General features: G+C 69.0%; 13 protein-coding genes. 10 read left to right on the top strand and 3 right to left on the bottom strand.

Features of this window, described 5'->3' with window-relative positions:
* Nucleotides 1-24 precede the first annotated feature (24 nt).
* The gene (locus MOX01_RS17135) at nt 25-1395 is read right to left on the bottom strand and encodes a D-alanyl-D-alanine carboxypeptidase family protein (RefSeq protein WP_058632000.1); all 1371 of its coding nucleotides are present in this window, start codon (nt 1393-1395) and stop codon (nt 25-27) included.
* Between the two features lie 120 nt (nt 1396-1515).
* Here MOX01_RS17135 and MOX01_RS17130 point away from each other — a divergent pair, with 120 nt between their 5' ends.
* The 6 genes from MOX01_RS17130 to MOX01_RS17105 all read left to right on the top strand — a co-directional run bounded on the left by MOX01_RS17130 (nt 1516) and on the right by MOX01_RS17105 (nt 6386).
* The gene (locus MOX01_RS17130; protein WP_058631999.1) at nt 1516-1908 is read left to right on the top strand and encodes a TOBE domain-containing protein; all 393 of its coding nucleotides are present in this window, start codon (nt 1516-1518) and stop codon (nt 1906-1908) included.
* A gap of 1 nt (nt 1909) precedes the next feature.
* A complete protein-coding gene (gene modA / locus MOX01_RS17125; protein ID WP_141370721.1) occupies nt 1910-2692 on the top strand; it encodes a molybdate ABC transporter substrate-binding protein in 783 nt (260 codons plus the stop codon).
* Nucleotides 2689-3477 carry a molybdate ABC transporter permease subunit gene (gene modB, locus MOX01_RS17120; RefSeq protein ID WP_141370719.1) on the top strand — a complete coding sequence of 263 codons (789 nt, stop codon included), beginning with the start codon at nt 2689-2691 and terminating at the stop codon, nt 3475-3477. Before modA ends, modB begins: the two co-directional genes overlap by 4 nt.
* The gene (locus MOX01_RS17115) at nt 3474-4550 is read left to right on the top strand and encodes an ABC transporter ATP-binding protein (RefSeq protein WP_141370717.1); all 1077 of its coding nucleotides are present in this window, start codon (nt 3474-3476) and stop codon (nt 4548-4550) included. Before modB ends, MOX01_RS17115 begins: the two co-directional genes overlap by 4 nt.
* Nucleotides 4551-4671: 121 nt before the next feature.
* Nucleotides 4672-5757, top strand: a complete 1086-nt coding sequence (gene moaA, locus MOX01_RS17110; protein WP_371861872.1) for a GTP 3',8-cyclase MoaA — start codon at nt 4672-4674, stop codon at nt 5755-5757.
* 50 nt (nt 5758-5807) lie between these two features.
* A complete protein-coding gene (locus MOX01_RS17105; RefSeq protein ID WP_141370715.1) occupies nt 5808-6386 on the top strand; it encodes a hypothetical protein in 579 nt (192 codons plus the stop codon).
* Nucleotides 6387-6404: 18 nt separating this feature from the next.
* Here MOX01_RS17105 and MOX01_RS17100 read toward each other — a convergent pair whose 3' ends face one another.
* Together MOX01_RS17100 and MOX01_RS17095 are read right to left on the bottom strand one after the other, a co-directional pair.
* A complete protein-coding gene (locus MOX01_RS17100) occupies nt 6405-7619 on the bottom strand; it encodes an amidohydrolase (protein WP_061015113.1) in 1215 nt (404 codons plus the stop codon).
* Nucleotides 7620-7748: 129 nt separating this feature from the next.
* Complete coding sequence (locus tag MOX01_RS17095; RefSeq protein WP_141370713.1) at nt 7749-8396, bottom strand: TetR/AcrR family transcriptional regulator; 648 nt, start codon at nt 8394-8396, stop codon at nt 7749-7751.
* 157 nt (nt 8397-8553) lie between these two features.
* Here MOX01_RS17095 and MOX01_RS17090 point away from each other — a divergent pair, with 157 nt between their 5' ends.
* The 4 genes from MOX01_RS17090 (at nt 8554) to MOX01_RS17075 (ending at nt 13034) form a co-directional block, all read left to right on the top strand.
* Nucleotides 8554-10215 (top strand): ABC transporter substrate-binding protein, encoded by a 1662-nt coding sequence (locus tag MOX01_RS17090; protein WP_017831277.1) that lies wholly within the window; start codon nt 8554-8556, stop codon nt 10213-10215.
* Nucleotides 10216-10321: 106 nt separating this feature from the next.
* Nucleotides 10322-11146, top strand: a complete 825-nt coding sequence (locus tag MOX01_RS17085; protein ID WP_061015111.1) for an ABC transporter ATP-binding protein — start codon at nt 10322-10324, stop codon at nt 11144-11146.
* On the top strand, nt 11143-11949 hold the full coding sequence (locus MOX01_RS17080; RefSeq protein WP_046746802.1) for an ABC transporter ATP-binding protein: 807 nt from the start codon (nt 11143-11145) through the stop codon (nt 11947-11949). Before MOX01_RS17085 ends, MOX01_RS17080 begins: the two co-directional genes overlap by 4 nt.
* Nucleotides 11946-13034 (top strand): ABC transporter permease, encoded by a 1089-nt coding sequence (locus MOX01_RS17075; protein WP_046746803.1) that lies wholly within the window; start codon nt 11946-11948, stop codon nt 13032-13034. The genes MOX01_RS17080 and MOX01_RS17075 overlap by 4 nt, the downstream gene beginning before the upstream one ends.
* Nucleotide 13035 lies beyond the last annotated feature (1 nt).

Here is a 13035-nt window from a genome sequence, read left to right as displayed (position 1 = left end):
ATGCCCGCTCCGCCGACTGTGTCTTCAGCCCTCGGTCTCCGTCATCGCACCGAGCTCGGAGGGATGCGTCAGCCGCCACCACTCCGTCGGCTGGTCGATGGTGCCCGAGATCGTGACTGCAGCGGTGACGGTGTTCGGGCCGGCGGTCCAGGTGACGGTTCCCACCTCCGTGCCGTCGCGATAGGTCGGCGGGGTCTTGATGTCCATCGTCACGACGACCGGTGTGTCCGACCAGGTGAAGATCGTCGCGTCCTCGTCGATGAGCAGCTGGGCACTGTCTCCCCAGGGTGTCGTGATCGTGCCCACCTTCTGCCCTGCCGACGCGACCGGCACCTGGTGGAACCCGGCGCGGATGCTGTCGAGCACCGCGAGCACACCGGCGTTGACCGACTCGCGCGACGCTCCCCCGAGTACGACCCCGGTCACCGCGAGCGGCTCGGCCGTGCCGACGGCGAGACTCGCGGTGTACAGCAGGCTGTAGGTGCCCTCGCCCAACGTGCCCGTCTTCAATCCCGTGATCCCCGTCGTCCCGAGGAGGCCGTTGGTGTTGTGGAGCAGGCCGGCGCCGGGAAGCGTGATCGACGGAGTCGCCACGATCTGGGCGATGACGGGGTTCGCCGCGGCGAGTTTGCCGATCGCGAGGAGATCGGTGGGTGTGCTGGTGTTGCGGGGACTGATGCCCGTGGGCTCGGTGATCGTCGTGCCGGTCAGCCCGTGGGCGGCGAGCCAGTTTCGCGTGGCGCCGAGGAACGCGTTCTGCGACCCGAAGATCCGGGAGGACAGTGCATCGGCGTAGTTGCTGGCCGAGGGGATGAGCATGGCGGCCAGGGCATCGCGCAGCGACATCGAGGTGCCGGTGGGCATGGGGGCGATCGTCGCCCCGAGGACGTAGTAACGGTCGTAGAGGTCGTGATCGGCCTTGCTGAAAGTGATGGTGGGACCCGGGTCGTCGGCGGAGGCGAGCGGGGAGGCATCGAGGATGACCAGGGCGGTGATGAGCTTGGTGATGCTCGCGATGGGCAGGGGCTCGCCCGTGCCGCTCGACGACCAGACGCCGTTCGCCGTTTCGCCGAGATAGACGTCAGCGCCCGCGACGCTGAGCGCCGAGGCATCCGCCGGGGGCGTGGTGATCGATGCCGGAGCGGCTGCCGGGACCTGCGGCATCTGCGTCGACACCGCCGGCGGACTCACGGGAGCGGTGAGTGCCCACCCGACGTAGCCGCCCGCCGCGGCAAGCAGCAGCACGACGACGATGGCGGTGGCGACGAGGCCGCGGCGCCGTCGCCGTCTGCGTACCTCCGGGGGGATCCGGTCAGGGGTGGAGAACTCCTGTTCGCGGGCCATCAGCTCCGCGAAGTCGGACAGCCCGTCCTGTGGTTGATTCGGCGCCGTCATCGAGAGCCATCATGGCGGAGAACCCGCCCGCGCGGTATCGGCCATTCGGGGGACACGACGGATTGTCGCAGAATCGGAACTATCGACCTGATCTCTCCGCTCGTGCGGTAGATTCCTGTCATGCAGACCTATCGGATCGCCCGGGCCGCGCAACTGCTCGGCGTCAGCGACGACACCGTCCGTCGCTGGATCGAGCAGGGATTGCTGCCGGTCACCGATGCGGCGCCGGCGGAGATCCCCGGTGACGCGCTCGCGGCACGGGCCGAGGCGCTCGCCGCGGAGGAGTCGGATGCCGGGAGCGTGCTCTCCAGCGCCCGCAATCGCTTCCTCGGCATCGTGACGCGCGTGCAGATCGACGGGCTGATGGCGCAGGTCGACATCCAGTCAGGGCCGCATCGCGTCGTTTCGCTCATGTCCGCTGAGGCGGCCCGCGATCTGCAGCTCGAGGTGGGCTCCCTCGCCACCGCATCCGTCAAGGCGACGCAGGTCGTCGTCGAGGTCCCGAAAGACTGACATGAACCGCACGCTCCGCCGCTCCACCGTCCTCGTCCTCGCCGCCGCCGTCCTCGCCCTGGGCGGCTGTGCGAGCACGGCAGGGAGCACGCCGTCGCCATCGGCCACCACCGAGCAGAGCAGCCTGAGTGGAGACCTCACGGTCTACGCCGCCGCATCGCTCAGCGGCGCCTTCGATGCCATCGGCGAGGCGTTCGTCGCCGAGAATCCGGAGGTGCGGTTCAGCCCGGTGTACGACGGCTCATCCACGCTGGTCACGCAGATCCTCGAAGGCGCACCGGCCGATGTGTTCGCCTCGGCCGACGAGGCGAACATGGGCAAGGCCGCCGACGTCACCGCGGATCCGACGCTGTTCGCCTCCAACACCCTCGTCATCGCGGTGCCTTCCGGGAACCCGGGCGGCGTCGAGACGCTCGCCGATCTGGCCGACGTGACCACGGTGCTGTGTGCACCGGAGGTGCCGTGCGGTGCTGCTTCCGCGAAGCTGCTAGCCGCCGCGGATGTGACGGTCGATGCGTCCAGCCTCGAGCAGAACGTGACGGCGGTGCTCACGAAGGTCGCCGCGTCCGAGGCCGATGCCGGACTCGTGTACGCCACTGACGTGATCGGGCGTTCCGATGTCGAGGCAGTCGTGCCCGATGGTGCGGACGAAGTCGTCAACCATTACCCGATCGCCGCGCTCTCGGACGCGCCGAACGCCGAGGCGGCTGATGCGTTCGTGGCGTTCGTGCTGTCGGCCGCCGGACAGAAGATCCTGGCGGACTTCGGCTTCGGAGCCCCATGAGTGCAGCAGGGGGTCGAGGGTACGCTCCGCGGGCGCTCGCCATCCCCGCTGCGATCGGTCTGGCCTTCCTGATCCTGCCGTTGATCGCTCTCGTCGCGCGTGTGCAGTGGTCGACGTTCCTGGCCGATGTGACGTCGCAGGCAGCCCTCTCTGCTCTCCTCCTCTCGCTCGGCACCGGCCTCGTCGCCACGCTGCTCTGCATCGTCGTCGGCGTTCCGCTCGCGCTGTACATCGCCCGTTCCGGCCCCCGGCTCGCCGCCGTGCTCCGCGCCGTCGTCACGGTGCCGCTGGTGCTGCCGCCGATGGTGGGCGGCGTCGCGCTGCTGTACCTGTTCGGACGTGCGGGGTGGTTCGGCGGGCTCGGCCTCTCCTTCAGCACTCCCGCCGTGGTGCTGGCGCAGACCTTCGTCGCGCTGCCCTTCCTGGTCCTGGCCGTCGAGGGTGCCGTGCGCACGTCGGGCGTGGACCACGAGCGCACGGCCGCGGCCCTCGGAGCCGGACGATGGACGATCCTGCGCCGCATCACCCTGCCGATCGCGGCACCGGGGATCGTGGCTGGCGTCGTGCTGTGCTTCGCGCGGGCGATCGGGGAATTCGGTGCGACGGCGCTGTTCGCAGGCAATCGACCGGGAGTCACCCAGACGATGCCGCTCGCGATCTACACCGCGTTCAACGGTGCGGGAGTCTCGCAGGGCACGGCGGTCGCGCTCGCCCTGTTGCTGCTCGCGACCGCCATCGTCGTGCTGCTTCTCGTGCGCGGCTGGCGACCGGGGGCCGCACGATGACGGGAAGGGAGACCCGGGCCGAGGCGCCGGGGCTGCGCGCACACATCGTGGTCGATCGCGAGCACTTCGCCGTCGACGTCGCTCTGCAGGTGGCGGTGGGGGAGACCATGGCCATCATGGGGCCCAGCGGCGCGGGCAAATCGACCCTGCTGCAGGCACTCGCGGGCCTCGAGCCGCTGAGCGCGGGAGAGATCGAGGTCGCCGGCCGGGTCGTCGACCGCGTCGCCTCACCACGGGTGCGGACGCCGCCGATGAACCGCGGGGTCGTGCTGCTCGGCCAGGATGCGCGTCTGTTCCCGCACCTGTCCGTCCGCGAGAACGTCGCCTTCGGCCCTCGGGCGGCAGGTACGGACGCCCGTGCCGCGCGAGACTCTGCCGATGAGTGGCTCGCACGCGTCGGGCTCGCCGGATCCGGGGACCGGATGCCGCATGAGCTCTCGGGTGGTGAAGGGCAGCGCGTGGCCGTCGCCAGGGCGCTCGCCGCCTCTCCGCGCGCGGTGCTGCTCGACGAACCGCTGGTGGCGCTCGACCCGGTGACGGCGGGCGAGATCCGACAGATGCTGCGCGACCAGCTCGCCGGGGTCACCACGATCGCGGTCACCCACGATGCCGCTGATGCGGTCGCGTTGGCCGAGCGCCTCCTGGTCGTCGAGTCGGGGCGGGTCACACAGAGCGGGCCGGTCCGCGACGTGCTGTCGGCACCCGCGTCGGGCTTCGTCGCCTCGATCGCCGGCGTCAATCGCCTGGTCGGCGTCGCGAGTGGGGGCGCGTGGCGGGGTGGTGAGGTGCGGCTGACCAGCGCGGATCCCGCTTCGCGCGCGCTCGCCGAGGACGATGGAACGCCGCTGATCGCCGTGTTCCGCCCCGAGCACGTGCGGTTGGTCGACGGCTCGGACGGCGGTGGATGGATCGCCGAGGTCGACCGGCTCGAACCCACGGTCACCGGCGTCCGGCTGCAGACCGGGTCGTGCGTCGTCGACCTCTCTGTCTCCGATGCCGCAGGACTGCTCGTCGGCGAGACCGTCCAGCTGCGGATCGAGCCCGAGCATGTGCGGTTCGTTCCCCTGCGCTGAGTCGTCGCCCCGGGCGGTCGTGGGCGGAACACTGACAATGTGCCGGTCGTCGCCGCCGAGCCGCCCCCGCGCGCTGCTCCGGGGGTTAGTCTCGGAACATGACGGGGAGCGGGGGAGCACCGTGACGGCCGTGCCGGTGGTCATCGGCATGCGCGCGCCGCGCACCGAGCCCGCATCTCATGCCGCCGGCCTCACGGGAGGTCTCGTCGACACGCATGGCCGTGTGCATCGCGATCTGCGTATCTCCCTCACCGATCGCTGTTCGCTGCGTTGCACGTACTGCATGCCCGAGCAGGGCAACGAGTGGCTCGCCCGCACGAGCATCCTCTCCACCGACGAGATCGTCGAGGTGGCGGAGGTCGCCGCAGCTCTCGGCATCCGCACCTTCCGTCTCACCGGCGGCGAACCGCTGCTGCGCACCGACATCGTCGACGTCGTGCGGCGCATCGCGCGCATCGAGGGGGAGGAGGGCCCTGTCGAGGTGGCGATGACCACCAACGGCATCAGCCTCGCCCAGAAGCTCCCGGCCCTGATCGATGCCGGACTCACGCGCCTCAACATCAGCATCGACACGGTCGACCGCCAGCGCTTCGCCGACCTCACCCGCCGCGACCGCCTCGACGACGTGTTCGCGGGTATCGAGGCGGCTGCGGCCTCGTCCCTCCGTCCCCTCAAGCTGAACGCGGTCGCCATGCGCGGCGTGAACGACGACGAGCTGGTCGATCTCGTGGAGTTCGCGATGGGCGTGGGCGCTCAGCTCCGATTCATCGAGCAGATGCCGCTGGACGCCGGGCACACCTGGGACCGCGCCTCGATGGTCACGCGCGAGGAGATCCTCGCCTCGCTGGGAGAACGCTGGCACCTCGAGCCGGTCGAGGGCCGCGGTGGCGCTCCCGCCGAGAAGTGGCGGATCGACGGCGGGCCGCACGAGGTCGGCGTGATCGCCTCGGTCACCGCCCCGTTCTGCGGCGCCTGCGATCGTCTGCGGCTGACCGCCGACGGGCAACTGCGCAACTGCCTGTTCTCGCTCGCCGAGTACGACCTGACCGGGCTGCTGCGCGGAGAGTCGGCCTCCGCGCCGGGGCAACGCGCGGACGAGATCGCCGCACTGCTGCGTTCGTGCGTGCATGGCAAGCTGCCGGGGCACGCGATCGACGACCCCTCGTTCCTGCAGCCCGCGCGCGGCATGAACGCGATCGGCGGCTGAGCGAAGAAGAGCGAGCTGACGACGCTCTCTCGATATGTAGGGGTGAACGGATGTGGGAGACGATCCGGCCGGGGACCGACGGGTACCGGTTGACGATCCGGGCGACACGAGTCTCCATGATCCAGCTCGTCGCGATCATCGTCGGCTGCATCATCGTGGGAGGAGGCGGTGCCGCGGCGGCGTTGATCGCCATCTCGCTGGAGACCGACGTCATGTTCGGCCGATCCGGTGTCGTCCTGGTCGCCGGCGGCCTGGGGATCGTCATCGTGCTCGCCCTGCTGTGGATCTTCGCCTGGCGGAGGAAGCGCTACGTCATCGAGTGGGATGACGAGGGGCTACGAATCGTCGGAGCCGGGTCGGAGCGATCGTTCCCCTGGGAGTCGATCTCTCGAGTACTGATCCGCCTCGACACCGACTATGCCCGCGTCGAGGTGAGGGACACGGACGACGGGTCCATGACGCTGTTGGCCGGCTTCGGCTCGCAAGACGTCAAGCGGACCAACGCGATGGACCCGATTCCCGTCGGTGTGACAAACCTCCTGCGACGTCATCTCCTTGTCGAGCAACGGAGCAAGCGAAACGCACTCGGCCTGCACGTCTTCCTGCGGGAGCGGCGAGCAGTCGCGTGAACCAGATCCTTCCGATCCTTAGGCGAGGAACTCCCGGGCCGCGGCCGACAGTGCGGTGACGCCGACCTCGATCGTCGGGTGGATCTCCGGCGCGAAGAACGGCGAGTGATTCGTCGGGATGTCCTCGCCCAGGCGTCCCGCAGCGACGGCCTCGGCGAACCGGGCGGGGTCGATACCGCCCCAGAACCAGAACACGAGGGGTGCTCCGGCATCGCGGGCGAACCATGACACGTCCTCGCTGCCGGTGAACATGCCGGGGTCGATCACGGCCGCCTCGCCCAGGGCGCGCTGCAGCGCCGCGGTGACCCGGGCGGTGGCATCCTCGTCGTTGATCGTGGCGGGCAGCGTGTGGTCGGTGCGGATCTCGGGCTCCCGCTCGGCGCCGGAGGCCGTGGCCTCGGCCCGCACGATGCGCTCGACACTCGCGAGCACCTTGTCGCGCGTCTCCTCGTTCGGGTAGCGCAGGCTGAGCTCGAGCTTCGCCTCGGCGGGGATGATGTTGTTCTTCAGTCCCGCGTGGATCGACCCGACGGTCACGACGGCGACGCCCTGCGGGTCGATCTCGCGTGAGGCGATGGTCTGCAGACGCATCACGGTGGCGGCGGCCATCACGACGGGGTCGATCGTGGCGTGCGGGCGGGAGCCGTGTCCGCCGCGGCCGTGCAGGGTCACGGTGAGTCCGTCGGAGGCGGCCATCTGCGTGCCGCTGCGCACGCCGATCACACCGGCGGGGAGCGGAGTCACATGCTGACCGAGCACCACGTCGGGTTTCGGGTAGCGGTCGAGGATCCCGTCGTCCAGCATCGCGCGCGCTCCGGCGCCGTACTCCTCGGCGGGCTGGATCAGCACGACGAGGGTTCCCGACCAGTCGGACCGCTCGGCGACGAGCTTCTCGACCGCGCCGACCATCGCGGTGACGTGCATGTCGTGGCCGCACGCGTGCATGACGGGAACCGTCGTACCCGCGGGATCCACGCCCTTCGCGGTGCTGGCGTACGACAGGCCGGTCTGCTCCTCGACGGGGAGCGCGTCCATGTCGGCGCGCACCCACACCACCGGACCTTCGCCGTTGCGGAGCACACCGACGATGCCGGTGACGCCGACCCCCTCTTCGACCTCGAGGCCGAGGTCGCGCAGGTGCTGGGCGGCGATGCCGGCGGTGCGCGTCTCCTGGAACGAGAGCTCGGGGTGCTGGTGCAGGTCGATGTAGAGCGCTTCGAGGTCGATCGTCATGGCCCGAGCCTAGCCGGGCAGCCCCGCGTTGCCGAGACCCATGGTCGCCGCCCAGACCCACTGTCACAAGCGTCTGGCTCGATGGGTTTCGGCGCGGCGCATGGGTCTCGGTGCCGCGGGTAGGGGGGATCAGGCGGGGGATGTGTAGTTCGTGAGGTCTGGGCCGGGGTGCAGCACGGCGTTCACGATCGCCCGGATCGCGAACTCGCTGGTCGCGCCCAGTTCGATCGCCCCGGGGTGCAGGAGCCACTGCAGCTGCAGCCCGTCCATCACCGCGAGGATCGCGGCGGAGGCGGCAGCGACTGAGTCGGGGTCGCGCACGCCCTCCTGGGCGCACAGCTCGTCGAACGCGGCCGTGACCTCGCGGCGCAGTGTCGTGTACCTCTCCTCGAAGAACGGGCGCGAGGGATGCTCGTCGGTGACCGACTCCGCCGAGAGCACCGTGTAGGCCTGCACGATGCCCGGCCGCTTCTCGTTCGTGAAGGCGGTGCGCACGAGGTGCAGGAACAGTTCCGGTCCCCCGGGGATGTGCTTCTGGGCGAGGCCGGCGACATCGTCCCTGTCTCGGTAAGCGAGCACCTCGAGTAGGAGCTTCTGCTTCGAGCCGAAGTGGTGGAGCACGCCGGCGTGCGTGATGCCGACCTGCTCGGCGACGTCCGCCAGGGTCCCGTTGGTCGAGCCCTTGTTGCCGAAGATCTCGATCGCGGCCTTGAGGATCTGCTCGCGTTTCTCGAGCGTCGCCGGGCGCACGCGCACTGTCTGGTCGCTGTCTGCCACCGCGGCCTCCTCTCCATCGTCGGACTGTGCTTGCGGTCAAACTTACTACTCGGTAACCTCACGGAAGCTTACTTTCTCGACAGTAAGCAAATCACGACGGCCGGCGGACCCCCGTTCGCCGGCGACACAGCACAAAGACCCGTGCCTAGGAGAAGCAATGAAGCTCAGAAAGTCTCTGATCGCCGCGACCGCGATCACCGCGCTCGGTGTGTCGGCCCTCGCCGGCTGCTCGGCCGGCGGTGGATCCGGCGACGGCGCCGGATCCGCATCCCTCACCATCGCGAAGCCCGACGGTGCGATCACCACCGAGTCGAACAACCCGTTCGTCGGCGACTCCGCCGCGTCGAAGTACGGCTACGCCAAGGTCGTGTTCGAGACCCTGGCCCTGGTGAACCAGACGGGAGATCGCGGTACCACGCCATGGCTCGCCGAGAGCCTCGAGTGGAACGACGACTACACGCAGCTCACGGTCGTCCCGCGCGCGGACGTCACCTGGAGCGACGGCGAGCCGTTCACGGCCGACGACATCGTCTTCTCGTTCGAGACCGCCTCGATCCCCGCCCTCGACACCGCCGGCCTCAAGTACGAGGGCGCCGAGGTCGACGGCGACAAGGTCGTGCTGAGCTTCGGCGACTCCAAGTACGTCAACCAGGCACGCGTGCTGCACGTGCCGATCGTCCCCAAGCACATCTGGGAGAAGTTCGAGGACCCGGCCACCGACCCCGTCAAGGGCGACGACCTCGTCGGCACCGGCCCCTACGCGATGGCGAACTGGTCGACCGAGTCGGTCACGCTCGACGCGCGCGACGACTACTGGGGCGGCGACCTCGCCGTGCCCGAGCTGCACTACGTCTCGTACGGTGACAACACCGCCCTCACCACGGCCCTCGCGAACGGCGACGCCGACTGGGCGCAGGCGTTCATCCCGCAGATCGAGGAGCAGTTCCTCTCGGCCGACCCCGAGCACAACAAGTTCCTCGCCTCCCCGACCACCGGCTCGGCCACGCTGTTCATGAACCTGCAGCAGAAGCCGTTCGACGACCCCGCCTTCCGTCAGGCGCTCGCCTGGGTGATCGACCGCGACGCCTACGTCGACATCGCGCGCGAGGGTGCCAGCGAGCCGGTCTGGTCCGTGACGGGACTGTCGTCGATCCTCGAAGACGAGATCCAGCCGGAGTTCGAGGGAGTCGACTACAAGGTCGACGCCGAGAAGGCGCGTGACCTGCTGGAGACCGCCGGATACACCTGGAAGGACGACGCCCTGATCGACCCCGACGGCACGCCCGTCTCGTTCACGCTCTCCGTCCCGTCCGGCTGGAGCGACTGGAACACGGCGCAGGAGCTCATCGCCGAGGACGTGAAGGACAGCATCGGCGCCGAGGTCAAGATCGACATGCCCGACTGGGGCGGCTGGGCCGATCCCCGCGACAACGGCACGTTCTCTGCGATCATCCACTGGCTGGAGGACAGCGGCACGGCGTACGGCCTCTACACCTCGACCATGGATCCGCGGTGGATCTCCCCCGAGGGCAAGGCCGGCTTCAACTTCGGTCGCTTCGACGACCCGGAGGCGACCGCCGCCCTGAACACCTACGCGAACGCCTCGTCCGACGAGGAGCGCACCACCGCCATCGACACGCTGCAGACGATCTTCTCCGAGCAGGTGCCGGCCATCCCGCTGGGCGCCCACCCGCTGCTGGGCGAGTTCAACACGCGCAACTACGTCGGCTGGCCTTCGGAGGACGACACCTACGCGTCCGCCGACCCGACGCAGCCGAACATCGTGCAGATCCTCACGAAGCTGAAGCCCGCCGAGTAGGACCTCGACAGGCTCAGCCACCCACAGCCGGGACTTCGACAGGCTCAGCCACCCCATCTGGGTCCCTGAGCCTGTCGAAGGGCCCGCCCCCACGAAGGACACCCCCATGCCAGACCCCCTGCTCACCGTGCGCGACTTCTCCGTCGTGTACGACGTCGATCCGCCCGTCGAGGCGGTGAAGAACGTGACCCTCGAACTGCAGCGCGGCGAGATCCTGGGCCTCGCCGGGGAGAGCGGATGCGGCAAGACCACGCTCGCCTACGGGGTGCAGCGCCTGCTGCGCGCTCCGGCCGTCATCACCGGCGGCAGCGTGACCTTCCACGACGTGACCGGCATCGACATCGACATCAACGCTCTGGACGTCGACGCGATGCAGCGATTCCGCTGGGACAAGGTGTCGATGGTGTTCCAGGGCGCGATGAACGCCCTCAACCCCGTCGCGACGATCGGCTCGCAGCTGGAGGACGTGTTCGAGATCCACCGCCCCGACATGAACCGCAAGCAGCGGCGTGCCGAGGCCGAGGAACTGCTCGAGATCGTCAAGGTCGGCCGTCAGCGTGTGCGCTCCTTCCCGCACGAGCTCTCCGGCGGCATGCGCCAGCGCGTCATGATCGCCATGGCCCTGGCGCTCCGTCCGCAGCTGATGGTCATGGACGAGCCGACGACCGCGCTCGACGTGCTGGTGCAGCGGGAGATCCTCAAGCAGATCTCTCAGCTGCGGCACGAGTTCGGCTTCTCGGTGATCTTCATCACCCACGACCTTCCGCTTCTGCTGGAGATCAGCGACCGGATCGCGATCATGCGCGAAGGAGAGATCATCGAGCTCGATACGGCAGAGCGCATCTGGACGCAGCCGGAGCACGAGTACACGAAGACCCTGTTGTCGTCGTTCCCCCGGCTCACCGGGGAGAGAGGGGTGCTGGTGCGATGACCACCCTCGAGTTCCGCAATGTCACGAAGGCGTACAACGTCCGAGGCGCCGGGCAGATCAAAGCCCTCGACGACGTGAGCTTCACCCTGACGTCCGGCCAGACGATCGGCCTGGTCGGCCAGTCCGGCAGCGGCAAGTCCACGATCGCGAAGATCCTCACCCAGCTCGAGACCCCGACCAGCGGCGAGGTGCTGCTCGACGGCAAGCCCATCCCGCGCCGCGGCAGGGGACTGCGGAAGTACCGCCAGCAGTTGCGCATGGTGTTCCAGGACCCGTTCGCCTCGCTCAACCCGTACCACTCGATCCGCTACCACCTGGAGCGTCCGATCCGCCTCGACGACGTGGTGCCGAAGAAGGAGACCGAGAACGAGGTGCGTCGGCTCCTCGACCGGGTGCGCCTCGATGCGGACGCGGTGATCGACCGCCGCCCCCACGAGCTGTCGGGCGGCCAACGGCAGCGCGTTGCCATCGCCCGTGCCCTGGCCTCGCGTCCCTCGCTCCTCGTCGCCGACGAGCCGGTGTCGATGCTCGACGTCTCCATCCGGCTCGGCGTGCTGAACCTGCTCGCCGATCTGCAGCGCGAAGAGGGACTCGGTGTGCTCTACATCACGCACGACCTGGCGACCGCCCGGCACTTCAGCGACGAGATCATGGTCCTCAACCAGGGGCGCGTGGTCGAGTACGGAACCGCCGACGATGTGATCCTCAACCCGCAGGATCCGTACACCCGCGAGCTGCGCGCGGCCTCTCCCGATCCGGAGAAGCACTTCGCTGCAGCGGCATCGAACGGAGGCGCGCTGTGAGCTCCGCTCTCCCCCAGCTCGACGACAACGACCTCGTCGCCCGCGATGCCCTCGAGGTCGGCACCACGGCGACCACGGCAGAGCGCACCAGGCGGCCGGTGCCGTGGCGCTTCTTCGCCGGTCGCGCGGCGTTCTACCTGTTCACACTGTGGGCGGCGATCACGATCAACTTCTTCCTGCCCCGCCTCATGAAGGGCGACGCGGTCAGCTCGTACCTCGCGCGCAACCGCAACGTGAGCCCCGAGGCGGCAGACGCGCTGCGCGTGCTGCTCGGCATCGACACCGACAAGTCCATCTGGCAGCAGTACCTCGAGTACTGGGGGATGCTGCTGCGCGGCGACCTCGGCATCTCGACCCTGCACGGCCTGCGGCCGGTCGCCGAGGTGCTCGCCGCCGCCCTGCCCTGGACGCTCGGGCTGGTCGGCATCGCGACCATCATCTCCTTCGCGATCGGCACGCTGCTCGGAGCCGTCGTCGGATGGAAGCGGGGCAGCAGGCTCGACGCGATCATCCCGGTGACCACGTTCTTCAACACGATCCCGTACTTCTGGCTCGGACTCATCGCGATCGCGATCTTCTCCTCGACCCTGAAGTGGTTCCCGTCATCGCATGCCTACGACAAGGGGCAGTCGCCGGAATGGAGTCTCGACTTCATCGGCCAGGTGATCATGCACGGCACGCTCCCGGCGCTGACCATCGTGGTCGCCTCGCTCGGCGGATGGGTGCTCGGCATGCGCAACATGATGCTGACGGTGCTCGACGACGACTACATCACGGTCGCGCAGGCGAAGGGCATGCCCAACAAGCGGGTGCTCTGGGGCTATGCCGCTCGCAACGCGGTGCTGCCGCAGATCCAGAGCTTCGCGCTGTCGATCGGCTTCATCGTGGGCGGCACGATCGTGATGGAGATGGTGTTCAGCTATCCGGGTGTCGGCAAGCTGCTGCTCGACGCGACCAACGCCAAGGACTTCGCCCTCATGCAGGGCGTGTTCCTCGTGATCACGCTGTCTGTGCTCGTGGCCAACATCCTCGCCGATGTCGTCTACGCCTACCTCGACCCGCGCACGCGCCAGATGGAGTCCTGAC

Source organism: Microbacterium oxydans, assembly GCF_006540085.1.
GTDB classification, from domain to species: Bacteria; Actinomycetota; Actinomycetes; order Actinomycetales; family Microbacteriaceae; genus Microbacterium; species Microbacterium oxydans.
Note: the sequence above shows the minus strand (reverse complement) of the source record. Positions and strands in the feature narration are given on the sequence as shown.